Below are 20055 nucleotides of genomic sequence, written 5' to 3'. Positions count from 1 at the left end.
ATGCGCATGCTGCATGGCGGCATTGCGGAGAGGCTGCATTGTGCAACTGCAGCATTTGCCCCATGTTACCCCTAACAGCGACGCAACCAAGAACGTCGTTCGATGGAAACCGCAAACTGAGGCTGATGAAATGGCTTATGTGAACTTTACCGCCCGTGCCGCCAACGTGACTCTGGCTGACCGCTTCTCCGGCGCTCTGGCGCAACTCAAGACGATGATCGCACGCCGCGCTGTCTATAACCAGACCGTGCGCGAGCTGAACATCCTCACCGACCGCGAGCTTGCCGATCTGGGCCTGTCGCGTTTCGACATCGCAACCGTGGCCCGCGAAGCGGCTTACGGCAAATAAGGTTTCTTTGCTGAACCCCACCTCCTCCCGGGGTTCATGGCAAAAGCGGCGGCGCTTCTCCTCCTCCCTGGCGTCGCCGCACTTTGATCCGGATGCCCCGCTGCGGCGAAAGCGTCCAAACCAGACCGAAAGGCCCAACCTCCTCCCTGGGCCGATCGTAGAAGCGGCGACCTCCTCCTCCTCCCTGAGGTCGCCGCGACCCTTTCCGGAAGCCCTCGCGCTTCCACCGGTGTACGACGGGCCCTCCTCCTCCCTGGCCCTTCGGACCAGCGACGACCCCGACCTCCTCCCCGGGGTCGTCGCGCTAAACTTCAGGGCAGCGCCGATGCGGCACGCGCCCGAACAGGATCGATAGGCCCCCTCCTCCTCCCTGGGGCAGATCGTAAAGAGCGGCGGTTCCGACCTCCTCCCCGGAACCGCCGCGCCCTTCCCCCCCCCGTCAAAGCCTGACCCCACCGCGCGGCATGCCGCCGCCGGCCCGATGCGCATGCGCGCGGCGCCTTGCGGGATGCACGCGGGGCAAGGCAAAGGGGGGCCTTCCGCCCCCCTCGGGCCGTTCCGGCCCTCACCCCCCGAGGATATTTGGGGCAAGAGGAAGGGGCGAGGCCGCTTGCATCACCCCCGCGCTTTGCCGATAGTCCGCCCCGATCAGGACGGGGTTCTTCATGCGTGCATCGCTTTTTTCGGCAGCCCTCGTCGCGGCGCTGGTGGGATACGGCTCGACCATCGCGCTGGTGCTGGCCGCCGCCGCCGCCCTTGGCGCAAGCCCTGCCGAAACCGCAAGCTGGGTCATGGCCGTCTGCTTCGCCAAGGCGGCGGGCACGGCGATCCTGTCCACATGGCACCGCGTGCCGGTGGTTCTGGCCTGGAGCACCCCCGGCGCCGCCCTGATCGCCGCAAGCACGGGCTTCACCATGGCCGAAGGCGTGGGGGCCTTTCTCCTCGCGGCGCTGCTGGTCGCGGCCACGGGGGCGCTGCGCCCGCTTGGCGCGCTGGTCGCCCGCATTCCCGACGGCATCGCAGGGGCGATGCTCGCCGGGGTGCTGCTGCCCTTCTGCCTCAAGGGCGCGGGGGCAGCGCAGGCCGCCCCCCTGCTGGTCTTTCCCATGGTGGCCGTATTCGCCCTTGTCCGGTTGAAGAACCCGGCGATCGCGGTTCTGGCGGCCCTCGCCCTCGGCCTTGCGCTGGCCTTCGCCACGGGGGCCGCCGTCCTGCCGGCCTTGCCTGCCATTCCCCCCGCCCCCGTGCTGATCCGGCCGGACTTCCACGCCGCCGCCCTGATCGGCCTCGGCCTGCCGCTCTATCTGGTCACGATGGCCTCGCAGAACCTGCCCGGCTTCGCGACCATGCGCGCGGCAGGATACGAGCCGCCGGTCCGCGCCGCCCTCGGGGTCACGGGCGGCATCTCGGCCCTTGCCGCGCTGTTCGGGGCGCATACGGTGAACATGGCCGCCATCACGGCGGCGATCTGCATGGGCGACGATGTCCACCCCGACCGCAGCCAGCGCTGGAAGGTGGGTCTTGCCTATGCGGGCGTCTGGGTCGCGCTGGGGCTGACGGGTCCGGTCGTCATCGCCCTGCTCACCGCCTTGCCGCCGCCGCTGATGACGGCCCTTGTGGCGCTGGCGCTGCTCGGCCCGCTCATGGGGGCGCTGACCGGCGCCTTCGCCACGCCCGACCAGCGTTTTGCCGCCACCATCACCCTTGCCGTCACCGCCTCGGGCACCGCCTTTGCGGGCATCGGCGCCGCCTTCTGGGGCCTGCTCGCAGGGCTTGCCATCTATGCTGCGGAACGCCTGCGCCGCTAGCTAGCCCAGCCGCTTCGGGGCCACCGCACGGGCAAAGGCATCAAGTATCGCCTCGGCCCCGTGCTGCTCGGCCAGACGCAGCAGCGCAAAGCGGATCTCGGCCATCTCGCGGTAATAGCGCAGGAACGCCGCGTTCAGCCCCGCGCCTGCCACCGCCCCCAGCACGGGCACCGCCTGCGCCGCCAGCTTCTGCCCCAGCGCCGTCGCCAGCTTCGGCGCGACCGTCGCCACCAGCCGCTGAAGCGCAGGCCCCGTCACCGTCAGCCGCGCCGACAGGAACGAGGTGTTCACCCCGTCATCCGACGCAAGCGGCGATCCCGCCGTGAACACCCGCAGACATTCGGCCCGTATCGCCGGATCATCGGGGTCGAACCCCTGTTCCACCGCCGCATTGCGGATCGCGTGCAGCATCACCGTCACCGTCACCGGCAATTCCGCGACCGAGGTGACAAGCCCCCCCGCGCCGCCCACGGCCCCCGACAGCATCGCCGCCGCCATCGGCCCGTTGCGGCCCAGATCCGGCCCCCGCGCCCCGATCCCCGCCAGACCATGCGCTGCCAGCAGGGCGCGTTCGGTCACCGTCTCGATCTGCCGCCGCACCCCTTCGGGCAGGCTCTCCATCCGCGCTTCCAGACTGCCGCCCAGCCGGTTGACCAAACCCATCACCGGCCCGTTGGCCCGCCGGTATCGGCGCGCAAGGGCTGCGATCTCCGCGCTGCGGTCGGGGGCGGCTATGGCGGGAAGGTTGATCTCGGCATCCATCCTGCCAATGTGGGGCGCGCAAGGGCCTGCCGCAAGACGTCACGTCGCCTTGGTCACCAGCCCCGTCACCCCGTCCCATGCCCCGCGCTTCAGCGCAAAGCCAAGGATGCGGTCGGGGTTCGTCGGCGGCGGCATCTCGACCCCCTCCAGCTTCTTGAAGCCGAATCGCGCGTAATAGGGCGCATCCCCCACCAGCATCACCCGCTCCCAGCCCAGACGCCGCGCCTCGGCCATGCTTTCGTTGATCAGCAAACCGCCCAGCCCCTCGCCCTGCCGTGTGGGGTGGACCGCCACGGGGCCAAGCAGCAGCGCATCCTGCCCGCCCACCTCGACCGGCCAATAGCGGATTGCGGCAGCCAGCGTTCCGTCATCGTCGCGCAGCGTCAGGCACAGCGCCGCCACCGTCGGCACCCCGTCGCGCAGCCGATAGGAAGACAGCGCCGTCCGCCCCGGCGAGAAGCACAGGTCGTAAAGCGCCTCCACCTCCCACCAGTCGTCCTCGGTCTCTTCCTCAAGCCGGTACACGCGCGCGCCATCCCAAAACCGAATCCTCTGGAAACGCCCGTAACACGGGGCTACGTCAGGTTCAAACCAACGAAAGCCAGCCCATGTTCTACCGCCCCCAAGACGGCCACGGACTGCCGCACAACCCGTTCAACGCGATCATCAGCCCCCGCCCCATCGGCTGGATCGCCACGCGCGGATCACGGGGCGACAACCTCGCCCCCTATTCCTTCTTCAACGCCGTCGCCTACACCCCGCCGCAACTGATGTTCTCCTCCACCGGCATCAAGGACAGCGTCACGAATATTCAGGAAACCGGCGTTTTCTCCGCCTCCATCGTCGAATCGGCGATGCTCGACCCCATGTCCGAAACCTCGGCCGGCTTCCCGCACGGCACCGACGAATTCGCGGCCTGCGCCATAGCCAAGGCCGAATGCACAACCATCGACTGCCCCGCCGTGGCAGGCGCCCCCGCCATCCTCGAATGCCGGCTGGTCGAGATCGTCACCCTGCGCGGCAGCGGCAACCGTCTGGTGATCGGCGAGGTGACGGGCATCCACCTGCGCGACGATTGCATCATCGACGGCCGCTTCGACGTGACCGCCTATCACCCCGTCGCCCGCATGGGCTACCGCGACTACACCATCATCCGCGACCGGTTCGAGAAACTCCGCCCCGACGACACCTGACCCGCGCTTTCCCTTCATCCTTGCGAAAATACTCCGGGGGGCGCGGGGGGCTGGCCCCCCGCCCCGCATCGGCTCCGCCCCGCATCGGCTCCCAACGGCATCGGCTCCACACGACACCGCCCACCGCTCGGCCGGATCGGGGCCATGAATTTTCGCAGAAAATTCATCCACCCTCGCGCAGGATCTCCGACTTCGCCGCCAGATCCCCGCCGCGCCACAGATACAGCGCGAGCAGCGGCGCGCCTTCGGTCCGCATCGCATGCGGCACCCAACCCGGATGGTGGATCGCGGTGAACGGCTCGACCTGCCGCCAGACCTCGCCCTTCTGCCACCACGCCCGCCCCGACAGCGGCAGATAGACCTCCTCGGCCTCGTGCTTGTGGGGCGGATAGGTCACCTCCGGCCCCAGAAGCAGGAACCCCGCCGCCACCCGCTCCGACGGGATCGGCCCGCGCAGCCCCACCACCTCGGTCCAGCCGTAACGGCTCAGGAACTCCGCCCCGAAATCCCCCGCGCCATAGGTTTGCCGCCACTCCAGCGCCCCCGCCCCGCCTGCGACCATCCCCGCCAGATCGCCCGCCATGCCGCCAAGCCAGCGGCAGACGGGCAGCGTTCCCGCCGTCTGCGCCCGCCGCTCCGCGCCCCCGGGCCAATCGGCCAGAAAGGGCGCGGCCTCGGGCACGGCCTCCACCGCCGCCCTTATCCCCGCCGCCAGTCGCCCCGCCAGATCCATGCCCCGCTCCCTCCTTCCCGTTTCACCGCAGCCCCCCACCTTCACGCTCCCGCCTCTCCCCCCGCGCCTTGCGCACCCGCGCCTTGCGGCTATGCTTGACCCAAAACAAAGGGGACAGCCATGACCATGATCGGCGTGATCGGCGGATCGGGCCTTTACCAGATCGACGGGCTCGAAGGCGCGTCATGGGTCAAGGTCTCGACCCCTTGGGGCAAACCCTCCGACGAAATCCTCGTCGGCCGCCTGCATGGCACGCCGATGGCCTTCCTGCCCCGCCACGGGCGCGGCCATGTCCACGCGCCCTCCGACATCAACTACCGCGCCAATATCGACGCGCTCAAGCGCCTCGGCTGCACCGACCTCGTCGCCGTCTCCGCCGTGGGCAGTCTGCGCGAGGATTACCGCCCCGGCGATTTCGTCCTTGTCGACCAGTTCATCGACCGCACCTTCGCGCGGCCGAAATCCTTCTTCGGCGCGGGCTGCGTCGCCCATGTCGGCTTCTCCGACCCGACCTGCCCGCGCCTCTCCGCCGCCTGCGCCACCGCGGTTCAGGGCGTCACCCTGCACCGCGGCGCCACCTATCTCGCGATGGAGGGGCCGCAATTCTCCACCCGCGCCGAATCGCGGCTCTACCGCAGCTGGGGTGCGGATGTGATCGGCATGACCGCCATGCCCGAAGCCAAACTCGCCCGCGAGGCCGAGCTGTGCTACGCCTCGATCGCGATGGTGACGGATTACGACTGCTGGCACGGCGACCACGCGGCCGTCGATGTGGCACAGGTCATAGCCACCCTCACCGCCAATGCAGGCCATGCCCGCGACATGGTCGCCCGCCTGCCCTCCCTTCTCGACCAGCGCGCCGCCTGCACCCACGGCTGCGACCACGCGCTCACCCATGCCATCATGACCGCGCCCGACAGGCGCGACCCCGACCTTCTCTCGAAACTCGACGCGGTCGCTGCCCGCGTTCTCAAAGGCTGAAGCCATGAAAACCGTCAAGGACTACATCCGCACCATCGTCGACTTCCCGCACGAAGGCATCCTCTTCCGCGATGTGACCACCCTCTTCGCCGATCCGCGCGGCTTTCGCATGTGCGTCGACCAGCTGCTCGCCCCCTACGCGGGCCTTCCCATCGACAAGGTCGCCGGGCTCGAGGCGCGCGGCTTCATCCTCGGCGGGGCGGTCGCGCACCAGCTGTCCACCGGCTTCGTGCCGATCCGCAAAAAGGGCAAACTCCCCGGCGCCACGATCAGCCAGTCCTACACGCTGGAATATGGCGAGGCGGTGGTGGAAATCCACGACGACGCCCTGCAACCGGGCGAGAAAGTGCTGCTCGTCGATGACCTTCTGGCCACCGGCGGCACGGCCGAGGCGGGCATCCGCCTGATCGAACGCCTTGGCGGCCAGATCGCGGGCTGCGCCTTCGTCGTCGACCTGCCCGACCTCGGCGGCCGCAAACGGCTCGAGGCGATGGGAATGGAAGTCCACGCCCTCTGCGCCTTCGAGGGGCTTTAACCGCTTCTTAACACCTGCCCCTTACGACTCACCCTTGCCGGGGCAACCCGGACTGCTTGCAAACCACACCCACCCCACCCCGCCGGTTCACCCCGGCGGGGTTCTTCGTTCCGGCCCATCCCGCCACCCGCACAAATCCCCGCGCAAATCCCCGCACGCTTCCCGCCTTCTCCCCCCTTCCCTTCGGGGCCGAATCCGCCCTAAATGAACCCAACTGGGAAAGGACGACCAATGGCCCGCTCCATCGATTACGGAAACCTGATGCACCGGGCGATGCGCAGCCTGATCCAGTCGGTGTTGCAGGACGTCTCCGAAAACGGCCTTCCCGGCGCCCATCATTTCTTCATCACCTTCGACACCACCCACCCCAACGTGGCCATCGCCGACTGGCTGAAACAGCGCTACCCCTCGGAAATGACCGTGGTGATCCAGCACTGGTTCGAAAACCTCACCGTCACCGACGAAGGCTTCTCGGTCACGCTCAACTTCGGCAACCAGCCCGAACCCCTCGTCATCCCCTTCGATTCGGTCCGCACCTTCGTCGACCCGTCCGTCGAATTCGGCCTGCGCTTCGAAACCCATAACGACGAAAGCGACGAGGACGAGGATGACGGCGAAGACGATGGCGATGACGATCCGCCGCCCGCGCATGACGCGCAGGTGGTCAGCCTCGACAAATTCCGCAAGCACTGACCCCGCGCTTCATCCTTGCCCAAATACTCATGCCGCCGCCCGTCCCCCGCGCCGACCTGCGGCATTGTATGCGACGGTATGCCAATTGATTTTACGCCCCCGCTTGGCTAATCCCTCCCCAAGCGATTGCAGGAGGCTCCCATGACCGCAACCCGTACCGAAACCGACAGCTTCGGCCCGCTCGAGGTTCCCGCCGACAAATACTGGGGCGCCCAGACCCAGCGGTCGATCATCAACTTTCCCATCGGATGGGAACGCCAGCCCGTGGCGATCATCCGCGCCCTCGGCGTCATCAAGAAAGCCTGCGCGCTGGTCAACATCGATCAGGGCGACATCTCGCCCGAACTGGGCCGCGCCATCGCGGCGGCGGCGCAAGAGGTGATCGAAGGCAAGTTCGACGACAACTTCCCCCTCGTCGTCTGGCAGACCGGCTCTGGCACCCAGTCGAACATGAACGCCAACGAGGTGATCTCGAACCGCGCCATCGAAATGCTCGGCGGCGTCATGGGGTCGAAAGAGCCTGTCCACCCCAATGACCATGTCAACATGGGGCAAAGCTCAAACGACACCTTCCCCACCGCGATGCATGTCGCCATCGGCATGATGGCGCGCGACGTGCTGATCCCCGGCCTTGAAAAACTGCACCGCGCGCTCGACGCCAAGGCGGTCGAATTCAAGGACATCATCAAGATCGGCCGCACCCACACGCAGGACGCAACGCCGCTGACGCTGGGTCAGGAATTCTCGGGCTACGCCAAGCAGGTCGAAAAGGGCATCGCCCGCGTCAAATCCTGCCTGCCCGACATCTACGAACTGGCCCAAGGCGGCACCGCCGTCGGCACCGGCCTCAACACCCGTGTCGGCTGGGACAGCCGTGTGGCGGCGAAGATCGCGGAAATCACCGCCCTTCCCTTCGTCACCGCCCCCAACAAATTCGAAGCCCTCGCCGCCCATGACGCGATGGTCATGTTCTCGGGCGCGCTGAAAACCGTGGCGGCCAGCCTGTTCAAGATCGCCAACGACCTGCGCCTTCTCGGCTCCGGCCCCCGCTCGGGTCTGGGCGAGCTGATCCTGCCCGAAAACGAACCGGGCAGCAGCATCATGCCGGGCAAGGTGAACCCCACGCAGGCCGAAGCCCTGACGATGGTCTGCGCCCATGTCATGGGCAACGACGCCGCCGTGGGCTTCGCCGGATCGCAGGGCCATTTCGAGCTGAACGTCTACAACCCGATGATGTCCTACAACGTCCTGCAATCCATGCAGCTTCTGGGCGATGCCGCAGGCAGCTTCACCGACAACATGGTCGTAGGCACGCAGGCCAACACCGCCCGCATCGACAAGCTGATGAAAGAATCGCTGATGCTGGTGACGGCCCTCGCCCCCACCATCGGCTATGACAACGCGACCAAAGTGGCCAAGACCGCGCACAAGAACGGCACCACGCTGAAAGAGGAAGCCATCGCCCTCGGCTTCGTCGACGCCGAAACCTTCGACCGCGTGGTCCGCCCCGAAGACATGATCGGACCCAAAGGGTAAGGCATGGCCGAAATCGTCAACCTCCGCCAAAAGCGCAAAGAGGCCGCCCGCACGGCGGCCCGCAGGCAGGCTGACGAAAACGCGGCAAAGCACGGCCTGACCAAGGCCGAAAAAGCCCTGCAACAGGCCCGCGCCGAACAGGCGCGGGCAAAACTCGACGGGCATGAACGGGAATGACCGCCCGCCCCGTCAAACATTCCGTCACCCTGCGCGGCCACCGCACCAGCATCAGCCTCGAAGCCGAATTCTGGCAAGCCTTCCGCGACATCGCCGCCGAGCGCGGGCTGACGCTGAACCAGCTCGCCGTCGAGGTGGACGAGGCGCGCGACAGCGACATCGGCCTCGCCTCGGCGATCCGGATTTTCGTTCTGCGGCGCTATCGCGGTTAAGGGTGCGTTTACCGTTTCGGGCCAGATTGCGCCCATGACCCGCAATTACCTGCCCTATACCCAAGACGGATGGATCGCCCACCTGTTCAATTCGCAGGCGGCGCGCGATGGCGGCGTGATCCGGCGTCAGGCGCGCGATGTGGAACGCTATGTCGGGCGCGATGCCTTCCTTGCCGAAATGCGCCGCCGCGGTTTCTCGGTGCTCGAGAATGCGGGCCAATTCATCATCATCTGCAATCAGGAACCCGTCCGCCGACTGCTGTGACGATTTCTGACGCAGAAATCGCAGCGGAATTTGACGAAAATTCCGCGCCCCGCCCCACTCACCCGGTTTCTGCGTGCAGAAACCGTCGCGAAATCTGCGTCAGATTTCGCCGCCCCGCCGCACCACCCGCAGCCAGATCCCCTCCCGCGCCCGCACCGTCAGATGCGCCACCGGCACCGGCACCCGCCCCTCGACCGCCTCGAAGCGGAAGGCGCGCAGCAGCATCGCCAGCATCAGCACCCCCTCCAGCATGGCAAATCCCGCCCCCGTGCAAACCCTCGGACCCGACGAGAAGGGCAACCACCCGTCCCGCGCCGCCGCCCTGTTCTCCTCGCGCCCCCAGCGCGCAGGGTCGAACGCATCGGGATTGTCCCAGATCCGCTCGTGCCGCCCCAGATGCCACGGCGACAGCACCACCTGCGCCCCGCGCGGCACGCGCCGCCCGCGGAACTCTTCGGCCTGCGTCGTCTCGCGCACCATCATCGGCACGGGCGGGTAAAGCCGCAGCGCCTCGCGGAACACATCCCGCGTCAGCCTCAACCGCGACAGCGCGGAAAACGCAGGCTCCAGCCCCGCCGCCTCGGCCGCCACAGCCTCTTGCACCTCGGGGTACGTGGCCAGCAGGTAAAGCGCCCAGCCCAGCGCACTCGCACTCGTCTCATGCCCCGCCAGAAAGAAGATCGCCACCTGATCGACCATCTCGCCGGTGGCAAAGCGCTCGCCCGTCACGGGGTCCGCCGTCACCATGATCTTGGTCGCCAGATCGTCCGGCGCCACGCCTGCGGCAATCTCCGCCGCCCGCGCCTCGGTCAACGCCGCGATCAACCGCCGGATCACGCGCGCCGACCCACGCACCCCCCGCCTATGGAAGCGCGGCAGCCATGCGGGCAGCGGCACAAAGGCCGCAAGGTTCAAAATCGGCTGCGCCCGCTGATAGGCGCGGAACTCGCGGAACACGCGGCTCGCCACCTCATGCTCGATGGGAATGGAAAACAGCGTGCGAAAGATCACATCCGCCGCCGCATGGCTCATCTCCTCCTCGATCTCCACCTCGCCCGCTGGCATCCGCGCCACCGCCGCCTCGCCCGCCGCCCAGACCGCGGGGAAGGCATCCCTCAGCCGCCCCCCTTCAAAGGCCGGATCGATGATCCGCCGCTGCCGCAACCACTCCTCGCCATTGGTCACGAACACCGACCGACCCAGCAAAGGCCGCAGCCCCTCGCCCACCCGCCCCGATTTCGGAAAGTCCATCGGCCGCTCGTCCAGCACCCGCCTGACCAGCGCAGGGTCGTTGCACAGATAGGACCGGAAGAACGGCGTCCTGAACTCGGCCATCCAGGCCCGATACAGCCGCGCGGGCTGCGACGAAAGGATATCGGCCCGGAACAGCCGGAAATGCCGCCAGACCGACGCCCCCTCGGGCCGCGACGCGGGCTTCGGAGGAAGGCTCATGCCACGCTCCGATAGCCCGATGCCGCCCGCTCGATCCGGCTTTTCGACGGCGCCCGCCCCAGATAGCGCGCCCCCAGCGTCAAAGGCCCTGCCGTGATCTTGAAGTAATCGTAGTCTCCGGGCCGATCAAAGGCGCACATGTACTGGAAATGCAGCCGGAACCACTGATAGCGCATCTTCTTCCAGCGCTCGGGGCTGAAGGTCTGGGTAAAGGCGCAAGACACCACAAGCGGCCAGCGCTTGCCCTCCGGCGCCACCCCCGTCACCGAAACCGGATCGCACAGCGCAAAGGCGCAGCCATCCCCGGGGGCTGTCACATCGACCCAGACCAACTCCTCCCGCGCGGAAAGATAGGCCAGATCGGCCCGCAGCCGCCTTGCCTCGGGCAGGAAAGACACCATCGGAATCACCTGCCCCAGTGACAGGAACGACAGCGCTTGCGGCCCAAGATCCCCCTCGCGGATCAGGTCCGACAGGATCGACACACCCAAGATCGCCCCCGACGAATGCCCCACCACCAGCACCTCGTCGAACCCGCCCGCCAGCGCCTCGCGGATCACCCCGCGAAACTGCGCCATCCGCGCCTCCAGTTCCGGCGGATAGCGCCCGTAGAACTGCGCCGACCACGCGTAATCATGCATCAGGTAATAGGCGAGGATCTTGCGGTCGATCCGCTTGAAGAACCGCAGCAGCGCGACAAAGACCACCACGCCCAGCACCGCGCCCACGGCCCATCCCCCCTCGGGCCAAAGCCAGCGCCACAGCGCCACCTGCCCCCAGCCCGCCCCGAGGGCAAGGAAGAACTGCACCACCAGATTGATGATCGGATAAAGCGCCGCCACCGTCGGCCCCTTGCGCAGCCAGACCAGCCGGAACAAGGCCCCCGTGGCGATATAGACCCATGCTGTCTTGACCATCTGCAGATAGGTCGCAGCCACCCCCTGATCCATCGAGCCTTGCACGATATCCGACCAGACCAGCACCTCGACATCCGCCTCGACCGCCTCGCCCTCGATCTCGGCGCTGACGAACCAGCCATAAGGGCCCTTCACCCGCTTCGGGCGCAGCGCCAGCGCATAGCCGGAAATCTCGGCCTGCCAGGTCCCTTCCTTGCGGTAAAGCTCGCGGTAGCGGCGCGGCGAGACCGGATCATACCCCGGAATGTAGAAGACGCGCCGCCTGCGCACCTGCCCTGTTCCGTCTTGCCCCACGCCACACCCCCGACCACCGTTACCCCGCCATCCTGACGGGCAAGTTCGGCGAAATCATAGGCGAATTGCGGCACTAGCCAAGCAGCGGAATGCCGAAACGGTCAAAGGTCTCGAGCAGCCACCAGCTCACGTCGGTAAAAGCCCCCGTCAGCAGCGCAAGGCCCACCAGCAACAGCAAGACCCCCATCGCCCGCTCGATCAGCTTCATATGCCGTTTCAGCCGCGCCATGACGCCAACGGCGCGCTCGATGAACAGCGCGGCCAGCAGGAAGGGCAAGCCAAGCCCCGCCGCATAGACAGCCAGCAGCACCGTCCCGCGCGACAGCGATCCCTCCTGCGCCGCCAGCGACAGGATCGCGCCCAGCTGCGGCCCGATGCAGGGCGTCCAGCCAAAGGCAAAGGCAAGCCCCAGCACATAGGCCCCCAGCGCCGACCCGCCCCGATCCCCCGCATCCAGCCGCGCCTCGCGGTCCAGAAGGGCAATGCGGAACAATCCCAGGAAATGCAGCCCGAAAACGATCACCACCACGCCCGACAGGCGCGAGAACCAGACCTGATTCTGCAGAAAGAACGACCCGAAGGCCGAGGCGGTGAAGCCAAGCAGCAGAAACACCGTCGAAAGACCCATCACGAAGAACAGCGCAGGCAGGATCACCCGCCGCCGCGCCGCCCCCTTGATGTCGCCCATGCTGATCCCGCCCATATAGGCAAGATAGGGCGGCACGATCGGCAGCACGCAGGGCGACAGGAACGACAAGACCCCCGCGACAAGCGCGATGAGCATCGAGGGCACAAGCCCCGCGTCGAAGAAATCAAATCCGAACATCCCCCTCCCATATCGCCAAGCGGGCACGGCGTCACCTGCCGCTTTGTCACATTGCCGTGGCAGACCGCGCCCCCTTGCGCTAGATGCGCCCCATGTCCACAGATCGCCCGCCCGAAACGCTCGATTGCATCGACCTTCTGTGCCCGCTTCCGGTGCTGCGCGCCCGCAAGCGGCTTCTGTCCCTGCCCGCAGGCGCGGTGCTGGCGGTGCAGACCACCGATGCAATGGCCCTGATCGACCTGCCGCACTTCTGCACCCAGTCCGGCCACGCCTACCTCGGCGCCGAAACCGAAGGCCCCGTCACCACCCACCGCATCCGGCGCGGCTGAACGCGGCCCGAAAAACGCGGCCCCCGAGACGCCAGCCCCCGCCACACCGCCCCCAACACGCCAGCCCCCCCCCCGACGCAAAAACCGTCGGATGCGGCAAGAGACACCGCTCTCCCCGCTTTCACACCGGCCAAATATCCTCGGGGGGTGGCCTGCGCCCTGGCGCGGGCCAAAGGGGGGCAGACAGCCCCCCTGCCGCGCTCGGGCAAAGCGGAACGCCCGCCCACCCCGTCCCTCCCTTGCCGCCCGAACCCGATTTTTCGCAGAAAAATCGCGCCCCCCCAAAACGCGCGCCCCCCCCAAACGCGCCCCGCCCGAAGCCGCCGCCTATGGAAAAGGGCGGCAGGTTTCCCCGCCGCCCCGTTCCGTTCCCTCATCGCAAAGGCTCAGCGTCCCAGCGACCACCAGCCCTTTTTGCGGGGCTTGTCGGGGTCGGCGGCAGCCTCCGCCGCGGCTTCCGACGGATCGGGCAGCAGCGTTTCCGACGGGGTTTCCGTCAGCACCGGATCGGCGGGGAAGGTCTCGGCCGCAGCCTCCGCCACGGGTGCGGCAACCGCCTCGACCTCGGGCGCTGCAACCGCAGCCGCATCGACCGCAGCCGCTTCCGCCGCAGCCTCGGCCTTCTTCTTGGCCGATGTCCCGCGCGACCGGCTCGCAGGCTTCTTCTTCGGCGCTTCCGCCTCGGGGGCTGCCTCGGCCACCGCTTCGCCCGCAGCCTCCTCGCCAACCGGCGCGGCCTCTGTCACGGCAGCGGCAGCGGCCGCAGCTTCGGCCTTCTTCTTGGCCGTGGCAGCAGCACCGCCCCGCGCCCGCGTCAGCTTCTTCGGCTTCTCTTCCGCGACAGGCTCGGCGGCCTCGACCGCAGCGGCAGGCGCGGCAACCGCCGCATCGCCACCGGCTGCACCCTCGTCGGCGCCGTCCTCTTCGCCCTCGTCGTCACCATCTTCTTCGCTGCCGGCATCGCCCTGCGCATCCGCGCCCGTGCCATTGCCCGACCCCTTGCGCCGACGGCGGCGACGGCGCTTCTTCTTGCCGTTGCCGTTGCCATCCCCCTTGGCCTCGCCCGCCGAAGCGGCACGTGCCTCGGTCTTGGCCTCGCCCTCGGTCTCGGCGGCCTCGTCCTCTTCGACCTCGTCAAGGTCCTCGAGCGGCAGATCCTCGTCCTCGTCCTCGTCCACCGGCGCGCCCATCAGGCCCGCATGGCCCGAAATCACACTCGACTGTTCGGGAACCACGCGGGTCGCCGTCTTGAACTTCTCGATCACGTAATCGGGGCTCACCAGCGCCGGATCGCATTCGATCCGCACCGACATGCCATAGCGCGCCTCGATCAGCGCGATATGCTCGCGCTTCTGGTTGATCAGGAAATTGACGATCCCGATCGGCGCTTTCAGCAGCACTTCCTTCGACCGCTTGCGCGTGCCTTCCTCTTCCAGCGCGCGCAGCACCTGCAAACCAAGGCTGTCGTCCGACCGGATCAGGCCCGTGCCGTGGCAATGGCTGCACGGCTGGGTGGTGCTTTCCAGCATCCCCGGACGCAGGCGCTGGCGGCTCATCTCCATCAGGCCAAAGCCCGAGATGCGCCCCACCTGGATCCGCGCCCGATCCGTTTTCAGCTTGTCCTTCAGACGCTTCTCGACGGCGGCGTTGTTCTTGCGCTCTTCCATGTCGATGAAGTCGATCACGATCAGACCGGCAAGGTCGCGCAGGCGCAACTGCCGCGCCACTTCTTCCGCCGCTTCGAGGTTGGTCTTGAGAGCGGTGTCCTCGATGGACCCCTCTTTCGTCGCCCGCCCCGAGTTCACGTCGATGGCAACCAGCGCCTCGGTGATGCCGATGACGATGTAACCGCCCGATTTCAGCTGCACGACGGGGTTGAACATGCCCCCCAGATAGCTTTCGACCTGAAAGCGCGCGAAAAGCGGCATCGTCTCGTCATAGCGTTTCACCAGCCGCGCATGGCTCGGCATGATCATCCGCATGAAATCCTTGGCGGTGCGGTATCCCGCCTCGCCCTCGACCAGAATCTCGTCGATCTCGCGGCTGTACAGATCGCGGATCGACCGCTTGATCAGGTTGCCCTCTTCATAGATGGCCGCCGGAGCGATCGATTTCAGCGTCAGTTCGCGGATCTGTTCCCACAGCCGCATCAGATATTCGTAATCGCGCTTGATTTCCGGCTTGGTGCGCTTGGCCCCCGCCGTGCGGATGATCAGACCGGCGCCTTCCGGCACCTCGATCTCCTGCGCGATCTCTTTCAGCTTCTTGCGGTCGGTCGCCTGCGTGATCTTGCGGGAAATCCCGCCGCCCCGCGCCGTGTTCGGCATCAAGACGCAATAGCGCCCCGCCAGCGACAGATAGGTCGTCAGCGCCGCACCCTTGTTGCCGCGCTCTTCCTTGACCACCTGCACCAGCATGATCTGCCGGACCTTGATCACTTCCTGAATCTTGTAGCGGCGCGGACGCGGCTTGCGCGGCGCGCTGATCTCTTCCGAGACATCCTCTTCCGCGATGGACTCGATCTCGTCATCGGTCTCGCTGGCATGGTCCATCGCGCGATAGGGCGCGGGGGCGGACTCGCCATTGCCGTTCTCGTCCTGCGCGGCGTGGTCATGGTCGTGGTGGTCATGGTCGTGGTCATGATCATGGTGGTCATGCCCGTGGTGGTCATGCCCGTGATCCTGCGCCTCGGCCACCGGTTCCGCCGCGGTTTCCACCAGCGCATCGGCACCGGTTTCCTCGCCCAGATCGACGACATCCATGCCGCCGATCTCGGCTTCCTTCACCGCATCGCGGCGCGCGCCTTCGGGGCGCGGGCGCGGCTTGGGGCGGCTGCGGCGGTTGTCTTCCTCGTCCTGTGCCCGGTTGTAGGCGCGCTCTTCGTCGAGCAGCGCCTTACGGTCCGCAACGGGGATCTGGTAGTAATCGGGGTGGATTTCGGCGAATGCCAGAAACCCGTGACGGTTGCCGCCGTAATCGACAAAGGCCGCCTGCAACGACGGCTCTACCCTTGTAACCTTGGCGAGATAGATGTTTCCGGCAAGCTGCCGTTTGTTCACCGTCTCGAAGTCGAATTCTTCAACCTTGTTTCCGTCCACCACCACGACGCGGGTTTCTTCCGCATGGGTGGCATCGATCAGCATTTTCTTGGTCATGGTGTTCCAATGCGCCCCGGCGCGGCCGATCCGGCCCCGATGGTGCAAGCACCAAACGTGGTCCGTCATCTGCTGGTAAAGGGCGGCTTGTTCGGGCGAGGCGGCGCAGGGCGAGTGGCGGGGTCCTGCCCGTCGGGCAGCCCTCTCCTCTCTCGCTCGTCATTGCACGCGTCATCGCGGTTCTCTCTAGAACCCCTTTAGAGGGCTCTGCTGACAAAAGCCCGCTTGCGTCAAAGACTTGGCCGGGCAAACTGACGACCTTGCGGCCGATCCGACTCCCCCGTCGCGGCGCGTCTGGCGCGACCTGCAATGGGGCAGAGAATTCTACAGCGGGATTCAACCCGCACCCTTCGACCCTAGCGGGAAAGCGGCGGCAAACACAATGGGAGATTTAACACCTGTGGCAAAGGCGGGCAGCGCAAACGTTTTCTGACTCAGAAAACGCGGCGGAATTTGACGCAAATTCCGCCCTACCCCGCCCCCACCGATTTTTGCACCAAAAATCGCCGCGAAATCCGCGCCGGTTTTCGCCCGCCCGCCGCTCAGACCCAATCCCCCCGGCCCAGCGCGTATTTCGCCATCTTCTCGGCCAGCCTGCGCCTCGGCAGGCACAGCGCATTCCGCGCCCCCCCGCCCCCACCGATTTTTGCGCCAAAAATCGCCGCGAAATCTGCGTCAGATTTCGCCCTCCCGCCGCTCAAACATAATCCCCCCGGCTCAGCGCGTATTTCGCCATCTTCTCGTTCAGCGTGCGCCTCGGCAGGCACAGCTCGTCCATCACCGCGACGATGCTGCCCTTGTGCCGCCGCATCGTATTGTCGATCAGCATCCGCTCAAAGGCTTCCACATATTCCTTCAGCGGCTTGCCTTCGGTCGTCATCGCAGGCCCCGTCGCCTCGTTGTCGGCCATCAGAAGCGAGGCGATCGACCCCGACCCCCGCCGGTTCTGCAACACCGCCCGTTCCGCGATGTTCACCAGCTGCCGCACGTTTCCGGGCCAGGGCGCCTGCAACAGCTGCGCCGCCTCTTGCGCTGTCACCTGCGGCGCGTCGCAGCCGTATTCTTCCGCGAACTGCTCCGACATGCGGGTGAACAGCGTCAGGATATCCTCGCCCCGCACCCGAAGCGGCGGGCACAGGATCGTCATCGCCCCCAGCCGGTAATACAGGTCCGACCGCAGCACATCCTCAAGCGTCTTGTCCGGCGCATGCTCGTTGCAGATGGCGATGATCCGCGTCTCGGGCGGGGTGCCCTGCTCGTTGATCAGCGTCAGCAACCGCGCCTGCAAGGGCTGGCTCATCGCCTCGATGTCCTCAAGACACAGCGTCCCGCCGCGCGCCTCCTCGACCAGCGGAATCGTCCCTTCTTCCGACGGGCCGAACAGCTTGGCCGTCAACTGGTCCTCGCTCCACGCCGCGCAAGAGATCGTCACGAACTTCTTCGACGCCCGCGGCCCCACCGCATGCAGCGCGTGGGCGACCAGCGTCTTGCCCGTCCCCGTCTCGCCGTCGATCAGCACATGGCTGTCGGCCTGCCCCAGATCGAGGATATCCTCGCGCAGCCGCTCCATCGCGGGCGAGCCGCCGATCAGCTTCTTCATCAGGACCGACCCGTCCGACAATTCCTTGCGCAGCGCGCGGTTGTCCAGCGTCAGCCGCCGCACCTGCGTCGCCTTCTTGGCAAGCTCGGTCATCCGGTCCGGGTTGAACGGCTTTTCCAGAAAGTCGAACGCCCCGACCCGCATCGCCTCGACCGCCATCGGCACATCGCCATGCCCCGTGATCAGAATGACCGGCAGCCCCGAATCCATGCTCATCAACCGCTTCAGGAACGCCATTCCGTCCATCCCCGGCATCTTGATGTCCGACACCACGACCCCCGGAAACTCCGGCCCGATCCCCTTCAGCGCATCCTCGGCGCTGGCATAGGTCTCGGTGTCGAACCCCGACAGCGCCAGCCACTGACTGATCGATTGCCGCATGTCCGCCTCGTCATCGACGATCGCCACCTTCATTGCCCGCGCCATACTGCCCTCATTCCGCTGCCTCGATTTCCTTTCCGATCAGGGGAAGCTGCATCTCGAAGACCGCCCCGCCCTTTTCGGCATTCCGTGCCGTCAACCGCCCCCCCAGATCGGTGACGATCCCCGAACTGATGGCAAGGCCAAGCCCTACCCCCTCTCCGGGTTTCTTTGTCGTGTAGAAAGGCTCGAACAGGTTATCGAGATCCGTGATCCCGTGCCCGTTGTCGCGCACCGTCAGCATCGCCACCTCGCCCGACGACAGGATCAGGTCGATCTGCGGATCGACCGTGTCCCGCGTCGCATCCAGCGCGTTCCTCAGCAGGTTGATGATGACCTGCTCCAGCCGGATCCTGTCGGCCATCACCATCACGGGCTGGCGCGGCAAGGTCCGCGTGATCTTAACAACCCGCAGCTTCAACTGCGGCTCCATCATCGACAGCGCGCTCGACAGCGCCTGCCGCAGATCGACCGGCTCGAAGGCCTCTCCTCCCTTGCGGGCATAGGACTTGAGCTGCCGCGTGATCGCCCCCATCCGCTCGATCAGATCGTCGATCCGCTGGAACGAGGACAACGCCTCCTCGGGCCGCTTGCGCTGCAACAGAAGCCGCGCCCCCGCCAGATAGGTCTTCATCGCCGCAAGCGGCTGGTTCAACTCGTGGCTCACCGCCGCCGACATCTCGCCAAGGGCGGCCAGCTTGGACGATTGCGCCAGCGTCAGCTCGGCCACCTCGAGGTCTTTCTGCACCTTCTCGCGCTCGGCGATTTCCCGCTGCAAACGCGCGTTCAAAAGGCGCAGCTCCGCAGATTCCCGCTGGAAGCTGATCGACTGCGACCATGCCTTGCGCGACAGCGCGTAAAAGGCCGCCGCCATCAGGATGGCAAAACCCATGATCTCGAGCGCAAGGATGCCGTTCACACGCTCGCGCACGGAATCATAGGCGGTAAAGGTCATCATCTTCCAGCCGCGAAACGGCACCCGCGCCTCGGTCTTCATCACCGCCTCGCCGCGCACATAGGCGTCGGGCGGGTTCTGCGCCCAGTCCGCCGTGGCCTGCAAGGCGCGGCCAAGCGTCGTCGTCACATCCTTCGCCGCCAAAGCCTCGGCCATCGGCAAGCCGCGCCAACGCGGCTCGGTCGCAAGGATCACCGTCCCCTCGCTGTCGGTCACCAGCACCGCATCCTGCAACCCCGACCAGGCGCGTTCGTATTTCATCAGATCGACCGCGACCACGATCACCCCCGCAGGCTTGCCATCCACGGTGACCGCCCGCGAATAGGTGAACTCGAAGGCCCCGCCCTCGCGCGCCTGCGCCGTAAAGACCGTGTCCTGCGTGCGCTGCGCATCGATGAAATAGGCCGATCCGCGATGGTTCGTGCCAAGCAGGTTGCGGTTCGTCGCCCCCACCGTGCGCCCGTCGCCGTCCAGCAGCACGATCGACGCCACCCCGATCTCGGATTGCACCCGTATCAGCTTTTGCGACGTGCCCGAGAAATTGCCCGACCGCAGCGCATCGGCCAGCGCCGGATCGCCCGCCAGCAACAGCGGCACGACCGAGGTGCGCTGCAATTCCGAAACCATGTTGCCCGAATAAAGCGCAAGCCGCAGCTCGGCCCTGTTGCGCGTCGTCTCGGTAAAGCGCTCCGACAGCCAGCGGTTGGTGACCAGCACCACCCCCGATGCCATCAGCACCAGCAACGCGATGGCAAGCTTCACGCGCCACGAGATGCGGCGACCGCCTGTCGCTTCGTCAGTTGGAATGTCCGCGTCCTGCATGGCCCCTATCTAGGCGCGCATCACAGCCCGCTTCAAGCACC

The 20055-nt window shown here is 66.7% G+C and carries 20 protein-coding genes; 11 read left to right on the top strand and 9 right to left on the bottom strand.

Annotation, left to right across the window (positions count from 1 at the left end):
• The first annotated feature begins 130 nt into the window (after positions 1-130).
• Positions 131-349 carry a DUF1127 domain-containing protein gene (locus H7F16_RS17305; protein ID WP_185798875.1) on the top strand — a complete coding sequence of 73 codons (219 nt, stop codon included), beginning with the start codon at positions 131-133 and terminating at the stop codon, positions 347-349.
• A 665-nt stretch (positions 350-1014) separates the two neighbouring features.
• Positions 1015-2157, top strand: a complete 1143-nt coding sequence (locus H7F16_RS17300; RefSeq protein ID WP_185798874.1) for a benzoate/H(+) symporter BenE family transporter — start codon at positions 1015-1017, stop codon at positions 2155-2157.
• Here the strand turns inward: H7F16_RS17300 and H7F16_RS17295 are convergent, their stop codons facing one another.
• Both H7F16_RS17295 and H7F16_RS17290 read right to left on the bottom strand, forming a co-directional pair.
• Positions 2158-2919 carry an EcsC family protein gene (locus tag H7F16_RS17295; protein ID WP_185798873.1) on the bottom strand — a complete coding sequence of 254 codons (762 nt, stop codon included), beginning with the start codon at positions 2917-2919 and terminating at the stop codon, positions 2158-2160. It abuts the gene before it with no gap.
• 39 nt (positions 2920-2958) lie between these two features.
• Complete coding sequence (locus tag H7F16_RS17290) at positions 2959-3444, bottom strand: GNAT family N-acetyltransferase (RefSeq protein WP_185798872.1); 486 nt, start codon at positions 3442-3444, stop codon at positions 2959-2961.
• Between the two features lie 83 nt (positions 3445-3527).
• Here H7F16_RS17290 and H7F16_RS17285 point away from each other — a divergent pair, with 83 nt between their 5' ends.
• Positions 3528-4112, top strand: coding sequence for a flavin reductase family protein (locus H7F16_RS17285; protein WP_185798871.1), 585 nt, complete (start codon positions 3528-3530; stop codon positions 4110-4112).
• Between the two features lie 163 nt (positions 4113-4275).
• On the opposite strand, the gene H7F16_RS17280 is transcribed toward H7F16_RS17285, so the two are convergent.
• On the bottom strand, positions 4276-4845 hold the full coding sequence (locus H7F16_RS17280; RefSeq protein WP_185798870.1) for a dimethylsulfonioproprionate lyase family protein: 570 nt from the start codon (positions 4843-4845) through the stop codon (positions 4276-4278).
• Between the two features lie 120 nt (positions 4846-4965).
• Between H7F16_RS17280 and H7F16_RS17275 the strand changes: the two genes are divergently transcribed.
• The 7 genes from H7F16_RS17275 to H7F16_RS17245 all read left to right on the top strand — a co-directional run bounded on the left by H7F16_RS17275 (position 4966) and on the right by H7F16_RS17245 (position 9244).
• Positions 4966-5826, top strand: coding sequence for an S-methyl-5'-thioadenosine phosphorylase (locus tag H7F16_RS17275; RefSeq protein WP_185798869.1), 861 nt, complete (start codon positions 4966-4968; stop codon positions 5824-5826).
• A 4-nt stretch (positions 5827-5830) separates the two neighbouring features.
• Complete coding sequence (locus tag H7F16_RS17270; RefSeq protein WP_185798868.1) at positions 5831-6361, top strand: adenine phosphoribosyltransferase; 531 nt, start codon at positions 5831-5833, stop codon at positions 6359-6361.
• Positions 6362-6592: 231 nt separating this feature from the next.
• Positions 6593-7054 (top strand): SspB family protein, encoded by a 462-nt coding sequence (locus H7F16_RS17265; protein WP_185798867.1) that lies wholly within the window; start codon positions 6593-6595, stop codon positions 7052-7054.
• A 141-nt stretch (positions 7055-7195) separates the two neighbouring features.
• Positions 7196-8590, top strand: a complete 1395-nt coding sequence (gene fumC, locus H7F16_RS17260; RefSeq protein ID WP_185798866.1) for a class II fumarate hydratase — start codon at positions 7196-7198, stop codon at positions 8588-8590.
• 3 nt (positions 8591-8593) lie between these two features.
• The gene (locus H7F16_RS17255; protein ID WP_185798865.1) at positions 8594-8767 is read left to right on the top strand and encodes a DUF4169 family protein; all 174 of its coding nucleotides are present in this window, start codon (positions 8594-8596) and stop codon (positions 8765-8767) included.
• Entirely contained in the window at positions 8764-8979 is a 216-nt protein-coding gene (locus H7F16_RS17250; RefSeq protein ID WP_185798864.1) for a ribbon-helix-helix domain-containing protein, read from the top strand. The genes H7F16_RS17255 and H7F16_RS17250 overlap by 4 nt, the downstream gene beginning before the upstream one ends.
• A gap of 34 nt (positions 8980-9013) precedes the next feature.
• Positions 9014-9244 (top strand): N-(5'-phosphoribosyl)anthranilate isomerase, encoded by a 231-nt coding sequence (locus tag H7F16_RS17245; protein WP_185798863.1) that lies wholly within the window; start codon positions 9014-9016, stop codon positions 9242-9244.
• Between the two features lie 99 nt (positions 9245-9343).
• Here H7F16_RS17245 and H7F16_RS17240 read toward each other — a convergent pair whose 3' ends face one another.
• From H7F16_RS17240 to H7F16_RS17230, 3 genes are all read right to left on the bottom strand, one after another.
• The gene (locus tag H7F16_RS17240) at positions 9344-10696 is read right to left on the bottom strand and encodes a cytochrome P450 (protein ID WP_185798862.1); all 1353 of its coding nucleotides are present in this window, start codon (positions 10694-10696) and stop codon (positions 9344-9346) included.
• Positions 10693-11883 (bottom strand): hypothetical protein, encoded by a 1191-nt coding sequence (locus tag H7F16_RS17235; RefSeq protein ID WP_185798861.1) that lies wholly within the window; start codon positions 11881-11883, stop codon positions 10693-10695. The genes H7F16_RS17240 and H7F16_RS17235 overlap by 4 nt, the downstream gene beginning before the upstream one ends.
• Positions 11884-11980: 97 nt before the next feature.
• A complete protein-coding gene (locus H7F16_RS17230) occupies positions 11981-12733 on the bottom strand; it encodes a cytochrome c biogenesis CcdA family protein (protein ID WP_185798860.1) in 753 nt (250 codons plus the stop codon).
• Between the two features lie 92 nt (positions 12734-12825).
• On the opposite strand from H7F16_RS17230, the gene H7F16_RS17225 reads away from it, so the two are divergent.
• Complete coding sequence (locus H7F16_RS17225) at positions 12826-13062, top strand: sulfurtransferase TusA family protein (RefSeq protein ID WP_185798859.1); 237 nt, start codon at positions 12826-12828, stop codon at positions 13060-13062.
• 386 nt (positions 13063-13448) lie between these two features.
• On the opposite strand, the gene H7F16_RS17220 is transcribed toward H7F16_RS17225, so the two are convergent.
• The 3 genes from H7F16_RS17220 to H7F16_RS17210 form a co-directional block, all read right to left on the bottom strand.
• The gene (locus tag H7F16_RS17220; RefSeq protein ID WP_185798934.1) at positions 13449-16217 is read right to left on the bottom strand and encodes an Rne/Rng family ribonuclease; all 2769 of its coding nucleotides are present in this window, start codon (positions 16215-16217) and stop codon (positions 13449-13451) included.
• A gap of 697 nt (positions 16218-16914) precedes the next feature.
• Complete coding sequence (locus tag H7F16_RS17215) at positions 16915-18243, bottom strand: sigma-54-dependent transcriptional regulator (protein ID WP_185798858.1); 1329 nt, start codon at positions 18241-18243, stop codon at positions 16915-16917.
• A 7-nt stretch (positions 18244-18250) separates the two neighbouring features.
• A complete protein-coding gene (locus tag H7F16_RS17210) occupies positions 18251-20014 on the bottom strand; it encodes a sensor histidine kinase (protein ID WP_185798857.1) in 1764 nt (587 codons plus the stop codon).
• Between the last annotated feature and the right edge of the window lie 41 nt (positions 20015-20055).

The sequence above is a fragment of the Paragemmobacter straminiformis genome, assembly GCF_014243445.1.
Taxonomy (GTDB): domain Bacteria; phylum Pseudomonadota; class Alphaproteobacteria; order Rhodobacterales; family Rhodobacteraceae; genus Paragemmobacter; species Paragemmobacter straminiformis.
This window is presented reverse-complemented; position numbering and strand designations above follow the sequence as displayed.

What these genes read in the sequence shown, in the direction of transcription:
- H7F16_RS17305 (WP_185798875.1), top strand. Translation starts at nt 131, where the DNA reads ATGGCTTATGTGAACTTTACCGCCCGTGCCGCCAACGTGACTCTGGCT.
- H7F16_RS17300 (WP_185798874.1), top strand. Translation starts at nt 1,015, where the DNA reads ATGCGTGCATCGCTTTTTTCGGCAGCCCTCGTCGCGGCGCTGGTGGGA.
- H7F16_RS17295 (WP_185798873.1), bottom strand. Translation starts at nt 2,919, where the DNA reads ATGGATGCCGAGATCAACCTTCCCGCCATAGCCGCCCCCGACCGCAGC.
- H7F16_RS17285 (WP_185798871.1), top strand. Translation starts at nt 3,528, where the DNA reads ATGTTCTACCGCCCCCAAGACGGCCACGGACTGCCGCACAACCCGTTC.
- H7F16_RS17280 (WP_185798870.1), bottom strand. Translation starts at nt 4,845, where the DNA reads ATGGATCTGGCGGGGCGACTGGCGGCGGGGATAAGGGCGGCGGTGGAG.
- H7F16_RS17275 (WP_185798869.1), top strand. Translation starts at nt 4,966, where the DNA reads ATGACCATGATCGGCGTGATCGGCGGATCGGGCCTTTACCAGATCGAC.
- H7F16_RS17270 (WP_185798868.1), top strand. Translation starts at nt 5,831, where the DNA reads ATGAAAACCGTCAAGGACTACATCCGCACCATCGTCGACTTCCCGCAC.
- H7F16_RS17265 (WP_185798867.1), top strand. Translation starts at nt 6,593, where the DNA reads ATGGCCCGCTCCATCGATTACGGAAACCTGATGCACCGGGCGATGCGC.
- fumC (WP_185798866.1), top strand. Translation starts at nt 7,196, where the DNA reads ATGACCGCAACCCGTACCGAAACCGACAGCTTCGGCCCGCTCGAGGTT.
- H7F16_RS17255 (WP_185798865.1), top strand. Translation starts at nt 8,594, where the DNA reads ATGGCCGAAATCGTCAACCTCCGCCAAAAGCGCAAAGAGGCCGCCCGC.
- H7F16_RS17250 (WP_185798864.1), top strand. Translation starts at nt 8,764, where the DNA reads ATGACCGCCCGCCCCGTCAAACATTCCGTCACCCTGCGCGGCCACCGC.
- H7F16_RS17245 (WP_185798863.1), top strand. Translation starts at nt 9,014, where the DNA reads ATGACCCGCAATTACCTGCCCTATACCCAAGACGGATGGATCGCCCAC.
- H7F16_RS17240 (WP_185798862.1), bottom strand. Translation starts at nt 10,696, where the DNA reads ATGAGCCTTCCTCCGAAGCCCGCGTCGCGGCCCGAGGGGGCGTCGGTC.
- H7F16_RS17230 (WP_185798860.1), bottom strand. Translation starts at nt 12,733, where the DNA reads ATGTTCGGATTTGATTTCTTCGACGCGGGGCTTGTGCCCTCGATGCTC.
- H7F16_RS17225 (WP_185798859.1), top strand. Translation starts at nt 12,826, where the DNA reads ATGTCCACAGATCGCCCGCCCGAAACGCTCGATTGCATCGACCTTCTG.
- H7F16_RS17220 (WP_185798934.1), bottom strand. Translation starts at nt 16,217, where the DNA reads ATGACCAAGAAAATGCTGATCGATGCCACCCATGCGGAAGAAACCCGC.
- H7F16_RS17215 (WP_185798858.1), bottom strand. Translation starts at nt 18,243, where the DNA reads ATGGCGCGGGCAATGAAGGTGGCGATCGTCGATGACGAGGCGGACATG.
- H7F16_RS17210 (WP_185798857.1), bottom strand. Translation starts at nt 20,014, where the DNA reads ATGCAGGACGCGGACATTCCAACTGACGAAGCGACAGGCGGTCGCCGC.